Here is a 17,236-nt window from a genome sequence, read left to right on the forward strand (position 1 = left end):
TATTCCGCTTTCAGGAAATGAACGGCAACACAACGGATTCGAATTGACGGTGACCGTCGCGGTGGACACTGTGGCCGGTGCGGAAGGAGACCAATTCGCAGCGCGCGACCGTGGCCGCAACAGCGTCGAGGCGAACGGGGTCCACCATCCCGCCCAGACCTCCACGCAGGAACAACATGTCGGCCTCGATGAGTGGCAAGCGATCCCACCACTGCGGATCCGGTCGGCGGAACTGCTCGAGCGCGGACCGCGTCATCGAGCGATCGAACGTCAGCGCGGCTCGCGGATGTCGCACCAAACTTGTTGTGGCGTGCCACAGTTCTGGCACACTCGGCAATTTCCTCGCGAACACCTGTTCCGGGTCACCCGCACGTAGTGGTAACGGCGCTTCCTCGATGACCAACTTCCGCACCACGGTGGGACGTTTCTGAGCGATCAACGACGCCGCGTGCCCGCCGAGCGAATGGCCGACCAGATCCACCTGATCGAGTTCGAGATGATCACACACGTCCATGACGTCGTCCGCGAACTCGTCGAACAGGTACGACGACGCCCTAGCGCTCCGGCCGTGGCCGCGAAGATCGACCGAGACAACTCGTCGGTTGCGCGAACGCAAGGTCCGCGCGAACTTGTCCCAGGTACCGCTGTCGCCGCCCATCCCGTGCACGAGAACTACCGGAGGCAGATCTGCCACACTGGGATGCGAGCCGGAATCGCGGTAGCTGATCTGGACCCCGCCGGCACTTCGTACGTTAGCGACACTCACGAGTTCCCAGGATAGACCTGTCCTCGCGGATTGCTGACGCGGTCAGCTGAGGCGGCAACTCCCCTGGTCTCGTGACCTCGTCGTAGCGAGCCAGCCCGATCCTCGCGATGTTGCGCAGCGACTCGCTTGCATCGGCGAAGTATCCGCAATGCCCTCGAATGGCGCCGGTGTCGAAAACTATGGCTCCGTGCTGCGCTCGGACTGGAGACGGGCCGTGCCCGAGACGACCGATCTTCACGCGCGGGAAGTACCGGATCCAGTCCGACGGCCCCAGAGCAGCCCAGAGATTTCCGCCAAAGCACAGGTCCTTGCGCGACCTGGTCCCCATTCCCGGGCTGCCGATCACCACACAATCGTCCGCGCGCGCCGACGGGAGGGCGAGTCCGCACACCACCGCCCCGTAGCTGTGCCCGACGAGCGTGACATGCGCCGACCGCGGCAGGATACGAGTCAACCGCGCCAGATCGATCGCACCGCGTTCTGCAAGAGTCCGCGAGAACGACTCGAGAAATCCCCACGGCGTCCGATAACCGACCCACACGATCACCGCGACGCGGTCGTTCGGCCCGAGCGTTCGGAGTGTCCTTCCCAGTGTCCATCCGCTCGCTCGCGGTCCTGTCGGACGGTTCTCGTCGAAGTAGTTTCCCAGGCCGTTGTCGTTGCCTGGCACGAAGATCACGATGTGCTCAGCTGTGGCGACGTCCCCGAACACCTCCACGATTCGGCCTTCGCCGGCTTCGTCGTACGCCAGAAGTTGTGCGCCGCGTAGCTCCGTCGGCTGGTAGTGAAGTCGATCGGTTCCCGAAACGTCAGATCGGCCCGCCGTTTTCATGACACTCCTCGCGAAGAGTTGCAACGACGAGAATCATTGCAACAGTGAGTTTTTGAATGTCATCAACGCTAGGTGCCCGAAAGCGTCAGTACGATGGCGCCAGCGCCCCTACTGTTCGTACAGCCGACTCGACCATGTCCGGTACAGCTGGCTGTACCTGCGCACTCATTCGTACACACCCTCCACCGACCATCCACCGCCTTCACAGATCATCAACAGCGCCCGCGATTCCTCCAGCAGAACCTGAGCACGCGCCGCCGTGCGCGCCGAGGCCGCGTCCCACCATCGCTCATCCACCGGCCAGGGCCCGGCCCATCCCTGCACTGCCCATTCCTTGCTCCCCCACTTCAGCCTTCCCGGCTGCGAACTGAAGACACCGCGCTCGGTGACATACACGGCGTTGCCGGCCACATCCCCCAGCCATACCTTGGGATTGTCGACGAAAATCGACCCCGGAGACGGCTGCGGCAGACGACCAGGCCACGGGGCTGTCGGATCATGGGCAGCTACCCGCTCGTCTCCCAAGGGCAACAGGGTAATTCGCTCCGAGGGCCCTCGACCACCGCTCAGGACACCGACCTGAACCGATTCGCCGCCCAGAAGACCTTGCACGCGCACCAATGCTCGCCTGGCCCGCTCCTCCTCGTCGCCGACACCGCCCCACAGTCCCAACTGCAAGGCACCGGCACTGACCACCTCCACCGGTTCCAGACGCAACACCGCTATGCCTGCAGTCGGCCGGGTCTCACTGCGCCCGGTGAGCCAGCCGTCCAGTTGCCATCGCACTCGATCGGCCGTTCCCTCCGGTGTCAGAGGTTCGGCGCAACGCCAAGTCCGAGAAAGATTTTCACCGTTGCCCGTGCTGGCCGAAATCGACAGACGCGTACACGCGACCGCGGCGGCGGACAACTTGTCGTGCAGCAGACTTGCCAAGGCACGCCCGGCAAACGCTGCGGCATCCACCCGCTCGATCGACGGATCGTAATGCTGCTCCACTTCCAGGTCCGGCGGAAGCGTCCGCGCCGACGGTGGCCGCTCGGGTTCACCACGCGCGGCACGATGCGCGAGCACCGCATCGGCACCGAAACGCGAAGCGACGTCCACTGCCGGTAGATCTGCGAAAGCACCGATGGTCCTGATCCCGAGCCTGCGCAGCAGATCAACCAACTCTCCGCGATGCGGCGCAGAGAGGCTGGGCTCGGCCGCCAACTCCGGCATGGGTAGCGGCGCCAGAAACCGTGCTCCCTCCCCCGGCGGCACCAGCGCTGCCCGGCGCGCGGCAATGACCGCCGTGGACAGCTGATCCGCCACACCCACCTGACTCTCGACGCCCGCAGCAGATGCCTGATCCACCAATCGCTCCGCTGCGGCTTCCTCCGAACCGAAGTACCGACTGACACCTCGCGCACTGAGCACCAACAAACCCGGACGGAGTACCTCGACTCCCGGTGCCACCGCATCGATGGCCGCGGCGACCGGCTCGAACAATCTGGCGTCGCGTTCCGGATCTGCCATCGCCACATACAGTTCCGGGCAGCGGGCCTGCGACTCGCGTCGGCGCAGGCCTCGTCGCACTCCCTCCGCGCGGGCCGTCGCCGAACATGCGATCACCCGATTACCCGAGGTGACCGCGACAGGATGCGTGGCAGGAAGATCGGCAAGCGCTGCCGCTGCCACCGCCGGCCAGTCCGGGCACCACAACGCCAGAACTCTGCTCACAGTGACACCACCCGCGACGACACCACCTGCTCCGACACGGCCTCGACCGGCCGGGAAGGTACCCACTCGACCCGCCCGGCTGCACTGCAGATGTCCAGACGCGTGGTCCGGGGCTGGAACGAGCGCCCCCGAGCACGAACCGCGAGGCTCAGGGAACTGAGCCGACCACGCCCCAACTCACGGCCCTGACCGAACCCACCGTAACCATGAACCCGAGCGTCCAACCGAACTTCGGCCCCGTCCCAGTGACCTTCGGTGACAACAAGAGTCGAGCCCTTGCTCCGGGCGCGCGCCACCACCGCTCGCGCACGCGACGGGGATACCGACGCACCCGCCAATCCCAGAATCACCAGATCCATACCGTCGAGCAGCACAGCAGCGATCTCGACCGGATCCGGCCCAGGCGCCGGAATGAGTGCCAGACGTTCCAGTTGCGCACCCATCTCGTACGCCGCCAGCAATCCCAGTCGAGGTTGCCCGATGACTGCCACATGCCCTCCGGACGCCGTCACGGACGCGACCAATCCCAAAAGCAAGGAAGCAGCGCCCTCGACGGACACCACGGTTCCGCGCACCAAACCGCCCTGCGGTAGCAATGCCCCGATACCTTCCGGCACTGGGAGAACACCAGCCTTGTGCGCGCGGTCCACGACCGGTATGTCCCGGTCGGCAACACTCTCGAAGGCTGCTGCACTTGTCCCGGAAACACCAGCCACGGAAACACTCGGTCCCGAAAACGACGTATCGCCGCGAGAGGGAATGGACGCGATCTGTCGGCGGAGCTGTGCCAGCCGATCCTGACGGGACAACCCCGCCGCATCTGCCGACAGCTCCACCAACTCGGTCACCTCGGTCATCCCCATCCTCCGGAACACCGGAAAAACTCACTCGGCAGCAATCCATAACCAGCCGGCAAACCGCGGGGAAGTCGGGTCTGACATGCATCCAACGAACAGCAATTTCGAACATATTTTCGAACTGTTTTCAGTAAACCGTGTCACCCCCGACACGTCAAGCAGAGCAAAAAACCCAGTTCACAGGAGCCTCGAGCGTCACAGTGGCATCAATCCATTAACCTTGAGACGTGACAGCTCAGGAGCAGACCGGGAGGGGCATCGGGCCCGAATACCTGCTGGCGGGGCGGTACCGACTCCGCTCCAAGATCGGCGACGGCGGCATGGGCGCCGTCTGGCTGGCCCGCGACACCCTCCTCAGCCGTGACGTCGCGGTGAAACAGGTCACAAGCACGGAAGGCCTCGACAGCGAAACGGCCGAAGAGGTCCGTGAACGTACATTGCGCGAAGGCAGGAACGCCGCAAAGCTCACCCACCCCCACTCCATCGCCATGTACGACGTCGCGATCGAGTCCGGTGAACCGTGGTTGGTCATGGAGTACTTCCCCGCCCGCAGCCTCGCCCAGGCGATGAACCTGGCCGACACGTTGCCACCGCTGGAGGTCGCGCAGATCGGCGCGCAGATCGCTGCGGCACTCACCGAGGCGCACGCCGCCGGCATCGTCCACCGCGACATCAAGCCCGGCAACATCCTGATCGCCGACCGAGGCAAGTCTCTCGGCACCGTCAAGATCAGTGACTTCGGCATCGCCCGCGCAAAGAGCGACGTATCCGACACCCAGGACGAGGTCATCACCGGCACTCCCGCGTACTTTGCACCCGAAGTTGCCCGCGGCGACGATCCCACCGAGGCCAGTGACGTCTTCTCACTCGGGTCGACGCTCTACACGGTGATCGAGGGTCAACCGCCCTTCGGCATCGACTCGGACGCCATCGCTCTACTGCATCGTGTCGCCAAGGCCGAGATCTACCGACCCACCAAGTCCGGACCGCTCACCGACGTTCTCCTTCAGCTCCTCGAGCCGGACCCCACCTGTCGGCCGACGATGGCTCAGGCACGCGACGCTCTCGCTGCAGCCGCGACGGGCGGCGGCACGATCGAGCAGCTGATCGACGCTCCCGTCTACTCGTCCGAGGGCGCCGTACCGGCCTGGGCTCACCGGACCACACAACTTGCCGACCCACACCGCCGCAATCGCCTGACCGGATCCACGATCACCGGACTTCCTGCAGTGCAACAGAACACGCCATTACGGAACGTTCCCAGTCCGATGGACATGTTCTCCTGGCCGCCGCGAATACCGACCGGCCCCGCCGATGCCAGCACTCGCGACAAGGTAGTGGCCTGGGCTCCCCTCGCCATGACCGGCATGGTTGCCGTCATCATCTTGGCCGCGTTGATCGTCGTCATCCTGGTATTCACGGTCTGACTGGTGTTCGCACTCTGACTTGGACGCCTTACGCGGGCAGAATATTTGCGTTGAGGTGAAACACGTTGTCCGGGTCGTACTTCGCCTTGACTGCGGACAATCGCGCATACTTCGCCGCGCCGTAGGAGGCTCGCACTCGGTCCTCGTCGACATCGGTCATGAAGTTGACATACCCGCCTTGATTGGACGAGAACGGACGCAAGGCTTCCCAGGTCTCACGCACCCACGATCGGTCCAGTTCCAGTGTCCCGGCATCGGTGGCCGTCGCCGTCATGTTGCACACGTAATGTGGTGTGCGAGAACCACCGAACGCAGTGTCGTCCTCACCGACGGAAGCGAAAGCTCCCTGCAGCGGAAAGATCGGCATGAAGGACATCGGCGACGATTTCTTGCCCGCTTGTTCGGTCAGAACATCGATCACGTCGTCGGAGAAATCCACCAGGTCCAAAGCCTTCTCATAGGCGTATGCACCCCACGGTTCCGAGTCGTCGAGCATCGATTGCAAACCGGTGTACGGGAGCGGGGTGACGAACTCGAACAGCGTCGGCACCCCATCTCGAATCGGCGCAATCGCATTCGAGTGTTCCTCTTCCGATCCGAAACCGGCTACCAGTAACGCGTATCCGGGAAGCAGGTGAAACTGATCCGGGACAAACGGTGCCGGCGGCGCGGACAAACTGACCGCAACCATTGCACCGGCGTTTCCCGGTAGGGCCGGCACCACCTCGCGGCAAAGACGAAGCGCTGCCGGTCCGTCCTCCATCCCCCAGAAGAACAGTCCCAGATGCACTTCCGGACCGATCTCGCTCAGACGGTACTCGAATTCGGTGACCACTCCGAAGTTCCCGCCGCCGCCGCGCAGTGCCCAGAACAAGTCGCTGTGATCGTCTTCGGAGGCTCGCACGATCGAACCATCGGCGAGCACCACCTCTGCCGACACCAGATTGTCGATCGCCAGGCCGAGCGTGCGAGTCAACCATCCCATGCCACCACCGAGCGTCAGGCCACCGACGCCGGTATCACTGATCACGCCGCCGGTCACCGCCAACCCGTGTTCCTGCGTCGCCGTGTCGAGGTCGGCAATCGTCGCACCACCGCCGACCCTGGCTCGCTTCGCTGACGGGGCGACGGTTACCACGTTGATCGCACTGAGATCGATCATCACACCGCCTTCACAGACCGATGCGCCGCGATAGGAATGCCCGCCACCTCTGACCGAAACCTCCAAGGAATGGGCTCTGGCAAATGCAAGTGCCACAGACACATCCGACGCCGACCGGCACCGGGCGATCACCGCCGGCCGATGGTCGATCTGCCCGTTCCAAATCGACCTGGCGTCGTCGTACTCCGGATCTCGGGGGCTGAACACAGAACCTGTGATCGCCGATTTCAGCGGCGCGAACTCGACCGTCGTCATCACGCGCCTCCCCCGTCTGGTGTCGCGGTGAGAAGCAGGTACTCCCACTCCATCACGAACGGCTTGCTTCCGCTGCCGTACTTTTTCGCCAACTCGAGCAGATCTCGGTCCAGCGCCTGCGTTCGGTCAGGATCGTCGCCGATGTTCCGGTACACCGCGATGGTCGGCCCGTAATTCTTCTTGAAGAAATCACGGAAATCTTCCGGTCCGCTGAATGTCTCCACACGCAGTACGTCTGTCCTGGCGTCGACATCGCCGAGCAGATCACGAACATGGTTCTCGTCGCCCCACAACGGCGCCGGTTGGGTGCCGGGCGGTGGCGGCGGCGCATACGGCTTCATCGTTTTGAACATCTCGCCGATGAATCCCGTTGGAGTCCAACTCAGCACTCCGATCTTTCCGCCGGATCGGCATACTCGCAGAAGTTCGTCCGCGGCGCGCTGATGGTGCGGGGCAAACATCACGCCGACGCACGAGAGCACCACGTCGAACTCGTTGTCGCCGAAGGGAAGAGCCTCGGCATCGGCCTCCTGCCAATCGAGTTCGACACCTGCGAAAGCCGCGGCCTCCTTTCCTGCCACGAATAGTTCGGGAGCCAGGTCGGTGGCGATCACCTGCGCACCCAGCGCAGCCGCCGGGATCGCCGCATTGCCGGACCCCGCCGCGACGTCGAGCACCCGATCTCCTTTCTGCACGCCGCATTCACGTACCAATACAGGTCCGAGTTCCGCGATGACCTGCGCCGCCACCGCCGGATAGTTACCGAGACCCCACATTGCCCGGTGCTTGGCCTTCAGCTCCCGGTCCAGCCCGAGCGTTCCCGTTGATTCACTCATTACCGTTCTCCTTCAATATTTTTCGTACTCGGAGCCCAACAACGTTGATGCCGTTACTTCGACGCTACGACGACGGTTCACGCCTCTCCAGTACGAAATCTGTACCGGAGCACCCCGGAGGCCTACGATCGAGAGATGGGGTCCTCGTACCACCAGTTCTGCCCCGTCGCCAAGGCGATGGAGCTACTCGACGAGCGGTGGACACTGCTTCTCCTCCGCGAACTGATCATGGGAAGCGAGCATTTCAACGATCTCCGCCGCGGGCTTCCGCGAATGTCACCGACACTGCTCTCGACCCGGCTTCACCAGCTCGCGGTCGCCGGCATCGTGGAGCGAGAAGAAACCGACTGCGTCGTCAGCTATCGTCTGACCGAAGCCGGACGCGAACTGCGTCCTGTGGTCGAAGCTCTCGGCATCTGGGGCACCAGATGGATCGGCGAGCTGGGCGACGAAGATCTGGATCCGAAACTGCTGCTGTGGGACATGCATCGCCGGGTGGATCATTCCGTGGTGCCCGACGGCAAGACCGTGGTGCACTTCGCATTCTCCGGAGTGCGTGGACATTCCCGGAACTGGTGGCTCGTCATCAATTCCGGCGAGGTGGACATGTGCGATATCGATCCAGGTTTCGACGTTGCAGTGTCGGTCTCTGCGGGCTTGCGACCGATGACCGAGATCTGGCGCGGCAACCTGACCTGGTCGGACGCAATACGGTCCGGTGACGTCATCATTTCGGGGCCGACAGCATTGCGTCGTAGCTTGCCTTCGTGGTTCGAACTCTCGACTTTCGCATCGATCCCGCGCCCCGCATAACGCGCGCTCACCAGCCCCGTTCCGTCCTGTTACAAAGCTGTTGCAGACCGTGACACCGTCGACGAACGGTGACCACTTGTCGGTGACATGGACCGAGCAGGCTCTGGTGCATGCCCAGCCCCTGCGGAATCATCCGCCTCGTCGCACTCGGTGCAGTCGTGCTCGGTACGGTCACGCTCAGCGCGTGCTCGTACACGGAAGAAGCGCAACCGAAGAGCGGTAACTACCTTGCCACTCAGCCAGATTCAGGACCTTCGGGCGGCGAGATCGAGGACGGCATCAGCTTGCAGGACACTCATGTGCCCGCACTGGCCCGTCTCGATTCGGCCCTGCTCGCTGCACTGCAGTCGGCAGCGGCCGACGCACAGGCATCCGAGGTGGACATGCACGTCACATCGGGTTGGCGGTCCGCGGCATACCAGCAGCGTCTGTTCGACGAAGCCGTCGTCAGGTATGGCAGCGTGGACGAAGCGTCCAAGTGGGTGCACTCCCCGAGTCTGTCGAAGCATGTCAGCGGACAAGCCGTCGACATCGGACCGACCGACGCTGACGACTGGCTCATCCAGCACGGCAGCGATTACGGCCTCTGCCAGACCTATGCCAACGAGATGTGGCATTTCGAGTTGGCAACCACTCCCGGCGGGGAATGCCCGCCACAACTGAGCAACCCTTCGGACGAGAGAGCGGAACGCTGATCATGACACGAGTCAAACCAGCGAGACTGATTGCCGCACTGGCACTCTTGATTCTCGGAGTCGTCGAATTCGAATTGGCGGTCAACACCACCGGTGGTCAGATCGTCGACCAACAACTCATGGTGGGCGCGGCCACCTCCGAACGCCTCAGCGTGTTCTCCGCCGAATTCATCGGCCTCGTCACCCCGATACTGATAGTGGGAGGAGTGCTCGTGGCGCTCATGATCACATTGCGCAACAACCCGATTGCGCTAGCTTTACGCGTCGTCGTCGTGACCCTCGGCCCCATCACGACGGCCTGGGTTCTCAAACAATCGCTGGATCGACCGGACCTGAACGGTCTGGTGATGCACAATTCCTTCCCCAGCGGCACTTTGACGGCCATCGCTGCTCTGGTCTGCGCGATCGTGATCGTCACACCCTCGAGGTGGCGGGCGGTCGTTGCGGTCAACGGTGCGTTGGTCACCATCGGAACCGCGATCTCCGTAGTCGTGCTGCAATGGCACCGGCCGAGTGACGTGATCGGTGCGCTACTGCTCGTCGGCTGCTACACCCTCGCTGTGTCGGCATTTCCGTTGAACACCAGCATCGCCCGGCATGCGGTACTGGCAGACTCAGGCAACGAGCGACTCTCGCGAGTGTGATCCCTGTACCCTTGGCTGACCGAGATTCCTCCGACCGCAGAAGGCCCCTGATCATGGCGAGTCCAAGGTGAGCTCATGGTGAGCATTCTTTTCATAGAAGACGATCCAGCCGTGGCCGAGGCAATCACGTTGGGACTGAACCGACTCGGGCACAACGTCAGCCATCGCCCCGACGGTAACGGCGATTTCGACGACGCCCTGGGCGCCACCGACCTCGTCCTCCTCGACCTCGGGTTGCCGGGAGCTGACGGTTACGAGATCTGCCGCCGTATCCGCACCCGCAGTTCGATCCCGATCATCATTCTGACCGCTCGATCCGACGACATCGACACCGTTGCCGGACTCGAAGCCGGCGCCGACGACTACGTCGTCAAACCGGCCAGTCCGCGTGTCCTCGACGCTCGAATCAAAGCCGTCGTGCGGCGTTCGGCACCCGCAACAACGCGTCCAGATGTGCCGCCGGGTGCAGAGACGTTCGGCGACCTGGAATTGGATCGGTCGTCATTGCAGGTCCGCAAAGCCGGGACGCTGCTGACCCTGACCCCGACCGAACTCCGACTGATACTCGCGCTGACCGAGAACCCGGGGCAGGTCCTCAGCCGCCGACAGTTGTTGTCCGCGGCCTGGGACCAGGAATACCTGGGCGATTCCCGAATCGTCGATGCTGCGGTGCAGCGGCTGCGCGGAAAGATCGAAGACGACCCGGCCGCACCGACCGTCATCGAAACGGTGCGCGGGTTCGGGTATCGCTTCAACACCAGCTCGGCTCGATGAGACCGCCCTGGCTTCAGGTCGACGGTCTGCGGACCAGGCTCGTGCTCGTGTTCATCGCAATCGTCGTGATCATTGCCGGGGCAACCGCAGGCGTCGTCTCGTTCATGGCGCGGTCGTGGATCTATTCCAACGCTCAGGACGTCGCAACGGCACAATTTCGAGACGAAATGCAGTACAGCAACGGGGTGCCGGTAGACGAGTTGACAACTGCCAACCTGGAACAGATTTTCCAATCCGACATGACACTGATCGCCGACGGCGAGGTCATCCGTCAAGGATCCGTGGATGCGGCGACCATCCCGCCCAGCTTCGAGGACGGTTTGGACAGTCCCCAACTGATCCGCTTCGAGAGACTCGACTCCCAGCGAATCATGTTGGGTATGTCCGTCAATGTCGTGGACATGAGCGCAGACGACGGCTACGACAACGAGACACTGGTCAAAGCCGTCACCATCCGGCCGCTGGTAGGAGTGCAGGACAAGTTCGACGACCTGCTTCGAGCTGTCGGCCTCACCCTCGCCGCTGGCGTGTTGGTGAGCGGTTTGCTCGGGCTTTGGATTGCGTCGACGCTTGTCCGTCCGCTCAAACGCCTGGACGAAGCCGCCGCCCGTGCCGCCGACGGCGACCTGAGTGTCCGGCTGCCCGAAGACGGAGTAGCCGAACTCGCCCAGGTCACAACAACGTTCAACAACATGGTCGCTCGCAACGAAGCGGTCATCCGAGGCCTGGAAGAATCGGAAGAGCAGTCGCGAAGGTTCGTCGCCGACGTCTCCCACGAGCTTCGAACGCCGCTGGCCGCGTTGGTTCCGGTCAGCGAAATTCTCCGTGAAGAGATCCCCCATCTTCCGCCCGACGCCGCCGCTGCCGCTCGCATCGTGAGCAGTGAGATCGGCAAGCTCACTCGGCTGGTCGAAGACCTCATCGAAATGTCTCGCCACGACTCTCAGCAAGCACACCTCGTCCTCGACGACGTCGACCTCGTCGAATTGACCGAGCGCACACTCGAGAGCCGCGGTTGGACGGAAACCGTCGAACTCCGCGCACTTGAAAATGTCAGTGCCAGAGTTGATTCGCGTCGAATCGACATCGTCGTCGCCAACCTCGTCGGTAACGCACTGCGCCACGGAGCGCCCCCGGTTCGCGTCGAGTTGAGCGTCGAACCCGGTTTCTCCGTCATCACCGTCGTCGACCACGGCCCCGGCATCTCACCGGAAGATCGGCAGGCGATCTTCCGGCGGTTCTACAAGGTCGACACTGCGCGCGGGCGCAGCGAGGGCAGCGGGCTCGGACTCTCCCTCGCCGTCGAGAACGTGCACTTGCACGGCGGCACCATCGGCGTCGACCAGGTGGACGGGCGCACGGTCTTCACGGTTCGCCTGCCCCGTCGCTGACCCCCTCCCCGAGCGAACGTACCTTTCAGCGCATCGAAGGCGATCGTCGTACCGTTCGCTCGAAAAGGGGTGGGCACGTCGCAACCCAGCACCGCCGACGTCCTACCAAATAGTGGGATTACGGTTTCAACATGTGAAACCGCGCGCGTAGCCTGGGCACATCGGACAGCGCAGAAATCGGAGGGCACCATGACGCAGGCGTCGCGGTTGGAAAAGACGGCAGTCTCCCCGAAGGCTTGGACGATGCTCGGCATCGGTGTCGCCGCCCAGGCAGCAGGCACAGTCTTCGTCAGCACCCCAGCCTTCCTGATCCCGCTGCTGCATTCCGAGCACGGCCTCTCGCTGACGCAAGCCGGAACCCTGGCCGCTGCACCCACTTTCGGCATGGTTCTCACGCTGGTGGCGTGGGGAGCGGTGGCTGACAGATTCGGCGAGAAATGGGTCATCTCCATCGGGCTCGGTCTGACGGCGATCGCCGCGCTGGCCGCGACCACCACCGACAACTACACCCTCCTCGGGATCGCGTTTCTGCTGGGCGGAATGGCTGCGGCGAGCACCAACGCTGCCAGTGGACGTGTTGTGGTCGGCTGGTTTCCCAAGGATCGGCGCGGCCTCGCGATGGGAATCCGGCAGATGTCACAGCCCCTGGGCGTGACCATTGCGTCGCTGACCATCCCGACTCTCGCTGCGAACGTAGGAATCGGTTCGGCTGTCGGGCTGTCGGTGGCTCTCAACGGCGTCCTCGCCTTGATCTGCGCCGTCGCATTGATCAATCCCCCGCGGCCGGCGGCGCGGCCTACGGATATCCCGGTCGAAACGGTAAATCCGTATCGTTCGAACTGGTTCCTCTGGCGCATCCATGTCGTCTCGGCACTGCTGGTGTTTCCGCAGTTCACCCTTTCGACATTCGGTCTGGTCTGGCTGATCAGCGAGCAAGGATGGGACGCTGCGCCCGCGGGTCTCCTGATCGGGATCTCTCAGTTCGTGGGCGCGCTCGGACGCATCGTTGTCGGCATCTGGAGTGATCACGCCGGAAGCAGAGTGGGCCCGCTGCGGTTGGTAGCGGTTTCTGCATCTGCGGTCATGTTGGCAATGGCAGCAGCCGACGCGGCGCCATGGGGTGTTCCGGCATTGATCCTGCTGTTGGCAACCACCGTCAGCGTCGCCGACAACGGGTTGGCGTTCACATCCGTCGCCGAAGCTGCCGGGCCGAAATGGCAAGGAAAAGCGTTGGGCGCACAGAACACCGGCCAGTTCATCGCCGCGTCAGCAGTGGGCCCGGTGGTCGGTGCGCTGATCGGCGCAGTGGGCTACCCGCTCGCCTTCGCGATAGTCGCAGCATTTCCAGCCGCGGCAATCCCCTTGGTGCCCAGCCGAGATCGCGACATCAGCGTCTAGTCCCTCAACGGATTCGGTTGCACCGCAGGTCCCGTCAGATCGCAATGCGGCTTGCAGGCAACCGAATCCGCCTCTTGAACGGGCTCTACTGTCGGAGTACGGATCAGCGTTGCGGCGATCACCGCACCGACCAACAGCAGCGCCACACAGATGTACATCGCGTACCGGAAACCGTCGGAGAAACTCGTCGGATCGACCAGGCTCGCGGCGTCGATACCCACGAGCGCCGGCAAGGCCGCAACGGCAAGAAGTTGGCTCGTGCGGGCAACGGCATTGTTCACCCCGGACGCAATTCCCGACTGCTCGACCGGCACCGAGCCGAGCACCGCGGTGGTCAACGGCGCCACCATCACCGCAAGGCCGAGTCCGAACACCAGAACACCCGGCAACACGACGGTCAGGTACGACGCTTCCGGGCCGATTCGCGTCATCAGCACCAACCCCACCGCAGCAACCGCCGGGCCGACCGTCATCGGCAATCGCGGTCCGTGGGTCTGGGCGTAGCTTCCCGCCCGCGATGACAACAGCAAGAGCGCCAAGGTGATCGGCACGGTTGCGACACCGGCTGCCACCGGCGAGTACCCGGCAACCAATTGCAGTTGCAGCACGAGCAGGAAGAACACACCGCCAAGTGCCGCATAGACCGCAAGTGTCACAAGATTGGCTGCGACGAACATCCTCGAACGGAACAGCGACGGCGGCACCAAGGCGCTCGGTGAGCGTCGTTCCACCACGACGAACAGGCACAGAGCGATCACTCCGATCAGCCCGACTGTCGGGTTGACCTCGATAAGCCCGTACGTCAGCGCGCCGAGACCAACTACTGCGCAGGCGGATCCGAGCAGATCCAAATGCTCGGGTGGATGCGGGTCCCGGCTCTCCGGCACGTGGCGCACCGCTGCCCACACCACGACGATCGCCAGCGGAATGTTGAGGAGGAACACCGATCGCCATCCCGCCACTTCCACCAGCCAACCACCGAAAAGCGGTCCGACGGCGCCGGCGACACCACCTAAACCCGACCACAATCCGATGGCTGCGCCGCGGTCCTCTTCACGAAGTGACGCGGAGATGATGGCAAGGCTGCCAGGCGTCAACAGCGCCGCCCCCACGCCCTGCAGGATCCGTGCAATCACCAGAAATGTGATGTCAGGTGCAATTCCGCAGAGCAACGACGCGACCGCGAACCAGACCGTCCCCCACACGAATACCCGTCGCCGACCCCAACGATCTCCGAGTGCTCCCCCGAGCAGTATCAGCGAAGCCAATGCCAGGGTGTATCCGCTGAGCGTCCACTGCAGCCCTGCGACACCGGAACCTAATTCTTCACCGATATGCGGCAGAGCAATGTTGACAACCGTACCGTCGAGGAGGGCCATGCTCGAGCCGAGAACGGTAGCGGCGACAACCCAACGCCCACGTCTCGACGCGAGCGCCAGTGGTTCCGTCATCGGTCCATGGTGCGCCTTCACACGCAATCGCGAAAGAGCGCGCGGAAATTCAGTCGATCTGGCGGCGATGTGCCCAACGCGTCAGCGCATTGCGATTGGACTGCTGAGTCTTTCGCAGGACATTCGACGCGTGAGTCTCGACCGTCTTCACGGAAATCACCAGGTCCTCCGCAATTTCACGGTAGGTGTACCCACGTGCCAGCAAGCGCAGCACCTCGAGTTCGCGCGGGGTCAGCGAGTCGAGTTCCGGATCGAGTTGCGGCTCCGGCGCATTGGAACGTCCGGTGAAGGAGTCGAGTACGAAGCCTGCCAGGCGCGGCCCGAACACTGCGTCACCACCGGCAACGCGTCGCACGCCCTCGGCAAGTTCGGATCCCGAGATCGTCTTGGTCACGTACCCGCGAGCACCACCGCGGATCACCGCGATCACGTCTTCGGCCGCGTCGGAAACGCTGAGCGCCAAGCACACCGGACCGGAATCGATTCCCCGCAGAACTGCCACTCCACCACCGTCGGGCATGTGGACGTCGAGTAGAACGACGTGCGGCTTCGTCGAGTTGATACCCGCGATTGCCTCCGCGACGCCGCCGGCCTCACCGACGACGTCCATGTCTGCTTCGCGCGAGAGTTCCGCCCTCACCCCGGAGCGGAACACTGCATGATCGTCGACAAGAAATACGCGGTACGGGGGCGGCGCAAGCGAAGTCACTGGGGCTGTTCCTCGGGGTTGTCGACACGGTCAGCAGTCTCGTCCCACTTTAGAGCAGAGTCACCAAGCGGCATGTGCACGCGGATCTCCGTGCCCTTTCCGATGTCGGACCGAACCACCACCCGGCCACCTCGACGTTCGATGCGACCACGAATCGACTTGGCCAACCCCTGACGATCCTCCGGCACAGCATTGACGTCGAATCCGACGCCGCGATCACGCACGAACACACTGACTTGGTCGCCCTCGACCTCGGCGAACAGATTGATTTCCTTCTCCCCCGAGTGCTTTGCGGAGTTGACGAGAGCTTCGCGCGTCGCACCGAGGAGCGCGGTGAACGCCTCCTTGGGCAGACCGTTCTCGACGCCCTCGCCTTCGAGTTGCACGTCGCCGACCGTGACGGGACGGACCGTGACACCGTGTTGGTCTTCCACTTCGCCGGCGATGATCTTCAGGCCTTCGGTCAAACTCGTGTGATCGATATCGCCGCCGCTGAACAACCACTTGCGCAGCTCGCGTTCCTGACCACGGGCCAGGCGCGCAACTTCTTGCGGATTGTCGGACTGCTTCTGGATCAGCGCCAAAGTCTGAAGCACGGAGTCGTGCAGATGCGACGCAATCTCTTCACGCTCGTCGTTGCGAATTCGGGCCGCACGCTCGGCGCCGAGAGCACGCCACATCCGCAGCCACAACGGCACTGTCAACAATCCGACACCGATGAGCGTGACCACCACAGCCAACAGGGACGATCGCAATGCTTCGAGGTCGACCTGCGCCAGGACGACGACGCCAAGACCCAGGACGATCAGCGTGGCGCCCCCGACCACGCGCGCCCACGTGAGAACGGTTGGCCGCTGCGGCAAGCCGATGACGGTACGCGGACCGTCGGAGTCGAATTCGCGCCACACCAAGGCAGCACCGATCGCTACGACGAAGAACGGCGCGAGCACCGAACCCGCCGTGCCACTGAACAACCACGACAACGCCGCAGCACCGCCCAAACCGAGTGCGATCAATCCGTACGCCCGCTGCCGCTCGGCGGCGGACGGCTTCTGGGTGTCCGTACCGGCTGAGGTGAAGATCCAGAGGGCGCCGTAAATCACGATGCCGGACCCGGCCATCGCCGCGAGAATCGCGAAGGCGACTCGAACTTTCAGGACGTCGATCCCGAGATGATCGGCGATACCGCCAGCGACACCGGCGACGATGCGGCCGCCTGAGCGCCGCTCCAACTTTCGCAGCGGAACGCCGCCCGGGATGGGCACACCCTTCTTCATGGGTACGGCGGGCGCCGGTACCCCGTTGACAGGCGGGCCTCCTGGAAACCCGGGAGCGGGTCCGCTCACGAACGGCGGATCTGACACATATTGCACATAGTCGATACTGGCACGAACCACGCAGACACACATCAGGGTCCAACCCTGAATCAGGGCGCTGCCCCTGGTCACGATCACCAGAAAGATCAGGGTTGGCCCTGATGCGCGGAGGCCGCCTCGGAAGCCAGGAT

The 17,236-nt window shown here is 63.6% G+C and carries 16 protein-coding genes; 7 read left to right on the top strand and 9 right to left on the bottom strand.

Features of this window, described 5'->3' with window-relative positions; genetic code table 11:
- Positions 1–10 precede the first annotated feature (10 nt).
- The 4 genes from ACWF6P_RS13925 to ACWF6P_RS13940 form a co-directional block, all read right to left on the bottom strand.
- A complete protein-coding gene (locus ACWF6P_RS13925; RefSeq protein ID WP_378447771.1) occupies positions 11–766 on the bottom strand; it encodes an alpha/beta fold hydrolase in 756 nt (251 codons plus the stop codon).
- A complete protein-coding gene (locus tag ACWF6P_RS13930; protein WP_452621376.1) occupies positions 753–1,598 on the bottom strand; it encodes an alpha/beta hydrolase in 846 nt (281 codons plus the stop codon). Before ACWF6P_RS13930 ends, ACWF6P_RS13925 begins: the two co-directional genes overlap by 14 nt.
- A gap of 165 nt (positions 1,599–1,763) precedes the next feature.
- On the bottom strand, positions 1,764–3,317 hold the full coding sequence (locus ACWF6P_RS13935; RefSeq protein WP_452621377.1) for a DNA polymerase Y family protein: 1,554 nt from the start codon (positions 3,315–3,317) through the stop codon (positions 1,764–1,766).
- Positions 3,314–4,174: a hypothetical protein gene (locus tag ACWF6P_RS13940; RefSeq protein ID WP_314675641.1), complete on the bottom strand. Its 861-nt coding sequence runs from the start codon at positions 4,172–4,174 to the stop codon at positions 3,314–3,316. The genes ACWF6P_RS13935 and ACWF6P_RS13940 overlap by 4 nt, the downstream gene beginning before the upstream one ends.
- 227 nt (positions 4,175–4,401) lie before the next feature.
- Between ACWF6P_RS13940 and ACWF6P_RS13945 the strand changes: the two genes are divergently transcribed.
- On the top strand, positions 4,402–5,601 hold the full coding sequence (locus tag ACWF6P_RS13945; RefSeq protein ID WP_452621378.1) for a serine/threonine-protein kinase: 1,200 nt from the start codon (positions 4,402–4,404) through the stop codon (positions 5,599–5,601).
- 28 nt (positions 5,602–5,629) lie between these two features.
- On the opposite strand, the gene ACWF6P_RS13950 is transcribed toward ACWF6P_RS13945, so the two are convergent.
- The gene (locus ACWF6P_RS13950; RefSeq protein WP_452621379.1) at positions 5,630–7,018 is read right to left on the bottom strand and encodes an FAD-binding oxidoreductase; all 1,389 of its coding nucleotides are present in this window, start codon (positions 7,016–7,018) and stop codon (positions 5,630–5,632) included.
- On the bottom strand, positions 7,018–7,854 hold the full coding sequence (locus tag ACWF6P_RS13955; protein WP_452621380.1) for a class I SAM-dependent methyltransferase: 837 nt from the start codon (positions 7,852–7,854) through the stop codon (positions 7,018–7,020). The genes ACWF6P_RS13950 and ACWF6P_RS13955 overlap by 1 nt, the downstream gene beginning before the upstream one ends.
- A 135-nt stretch (positions 7,855–7,989) precedes the next feature.
- Here ACWF6P_RS13955 and ACWF6P_RS13960 point away from each other — a divergent pair, with 135 nt between their 5' ends.
- From ACWF6P_RS13960 to ACWF6P_RS13985, 6 genes are all read left to right on the top strand, one after another.
- Positions 7,990–8,667 carry a winged helix-turn-helix transcriptional regulator gene (locus ACWF6P_RS13960; RefSeq protein ID WP_452621381.1) on the top strand — a complete coding sequence of 226 codons (678 nt, stop codon included), beginning with the start codon at positions 7,990–7,992 and terminating at the stop codon, positions 8,665–8,667.
- Positions 8,668–8,777: 110 nt separating this feature from the next.
- Positions 8,778–9,362 (top strand): M15 family metallopeptidase, encoded by a 585-nt coding sequence (locus ACWF6P_RS13965; RefSeq protein WP_452621382.1) that lies wholly within the window; start codon positions 8,778–8,780, stop codon positions 9,360–9,362.
- 2 nt (positions 9,363–9,364) lie between these two features.
- Positions 9,365–10,006: a phosphatase PAP2 family protein gene (locus ACWF6P_RS13970; protein ID WP_452621383.1), complete on the top strand. Its 642-nt coding sequence runs from the start codon at positions 9,365–9,367 to the stop codon at positions 10,004–10,006.
- Positions 10,007–10,081: 75 nt separating this feature from the next.
- Positions 10,082–10,780 (top strand): response regulator transcription factor, encoded by a 699-nt coding sequence (locus ACWF6P_RS13975; protein WP_452621384.1) that lies wholly within the window; start codon positions 10,082–10,084, stop codon positions 10,778–10,780.
- Positions 10,777–12,171: a sensor histidine kinase gene (locus ACWF6P_RS13980; protein ID WP_452621385.1), complete on the top strand. Its 1,395-nt coding sequence runs from the start codon at positions 10,777–10,779 to the stop codon at positions 12,169–12,171. Before ACWF6P_RS13975 ends, ACWF6P_RS13980 begins: the two co-directional genes overlap by 4 nt.
- Before the next feature lie 189 nt (positions 12,172–12,360).
- Positions 12,361–13,569, top strand: coding sequence for an MFS transporter (locus ACWF6P_RS13985; RefSeq protein ID WP_452621386.1), 1,209 nt, complete (start codon positions 12,361–12,363; stop codon positions 13,567–13,569).
- Here the strand turns inward: ACWF6P_RS13985 and ACWF6P_RS13990 are convergent.
- The 3 genes from ACWF6P_RS13990 to ACWF6P_RS14000 are packed head-to-tail and all read right to left on the bottom strand — an operon-like array spanning position 13,566 to position 17,006.
- Entirely contained in the window at positions 13,566–15,020 is a 1,455-nt protein-coding gene (locus ACWF6P_RS13990; protein WP_452621387.1) for an MFS transporter, read from the bottom strand. The genes ACWF6P_RS13985 and ACWF6P_RS13990 overlap by 4 nt on opposite strands.
- Before the next feature lie 49 nt (positions 15,021–15,069).
- The gene (locus ACWF6P_RS13995; RefSeq protein WP_003940972.1) at positions 15,070–15,729 is read right to left on the bottom strand and encodes a response regulator; all 660 of its coding nucleotides are present in this window, start codon (positions 15,727–15,729) and stop codon (positions 15,070–15,072) included.
- Complete coding sequence (locus ACWF6P_RS14000) at positions 15,726–17,006, bottom strand: ATP-binding protein (RefSeq protein WP_378534594.1); 1,281 nt, start codon at positions 17,004–17,006, stop codon at positions 15,726–15,728. The genes ACWF6P_RS13995 and ACWF6P_RS14000 overlap by 4 nt, the downstream gene beginning before the upstream one ends.
- Positions 17,007–17,236: the final 230 nt, after the last annotated feature.

The organism is Rhodococcus sp. NPDC055024 (assembly GCF_053608585.1).

Excerpts from the sequence above, each read along its gene's own strand:
- ACWF6P_RS13975 (WP_452621384.1), top strand. The coding sequence starts at position 10,082 with ATGGTGAGCATTCTTTTCATAGAAGACGATCCAGCCGTGGCCGAGGCA.
- ACWF6P_RS13960 (WP_452621381.1), top strand. The coding sequence starts at position 7,990 with ATGGGGTCCTCGTACCACCAGTTCTGCCCCGTCGCCAAGGCGATGGAG.
- ACWF6P_RS13955 (WP_452621380.1), bottom strand. The coding sequence starts at position 7,854 with ATGAGTGAATCAACGGGAACGCTCGGGCTGGACCGGGAGCTGAAGGCC.
- ACWF6P_RS13965 (WP_452621382.1), top strand. The coding sequence starts at position 8,778 with ATGCCCAGCCCCTGCGGAATCATCCGCCTCGTCGCACTCGGTGCAGTC.
- ACWF6P_RS13970 (WP_452621383.1), top strand. The coding sequence starts at position 9,365 with ATGACACGAGTCAAACCAGCGAGACTGATTGCCGCACTGGCACTCTTG.
- ACWF6P_RS13990 (WP_452621387.1), bottom strand. The coding sequence starts at position 15,020 with ATGACGGAACCACTGGCGCTCGCGTCGAGACGTGGGCGTTGGGTTGTC.
- ACWF6P_RS14000 (WP_378534594.1), bottom strand. The coding sequence starts at position 17,006 with ATGAAGAAGGGTGTGCCCATCCCGGGCGGCGTTCCGCTGCGAAAGTTG.
- ACWF6P_RS13930 (WP_452621376.1), bottom strand. The coding sequence starts at position 1,598 with ATGAAAACGGCGGGCCGATCTGACGTTTCGGGAACCGATCGACTTCAC.
- ACWF6P_RS13940 (WP_314675641.1), bottom strand. The coding sequence starts at position 4,174 with ATGACCGAGGTGACCGAGTTGGTGGAGCTGTCGGCAGATGCGGCGGGG.
- ACWF6P_RS13950 (WP_452621379.1), bottom strand. The coding sequence starts at position 7,018 with ATGACGACGGTCGAGTTCGCGCCGCTGAAATCGGCGATCACAGGTTCT.
- ACWF6P_RS13980 (WP_452621385.1), top strand. The coding sequence starts at position 10,777 with ATGAGACCGCCCTGGCTTCAGGTCGACGGTCTGCGGACCAGGCTCGTG.
- ACWF6P_RS13985 (WP_452621386.1), top strand. The coding sequence starts at position 12,361 with ATGACGCAGGCGTCGCGGTTGGAAAAGACGGCAGTCTCCCCGAAGGCT.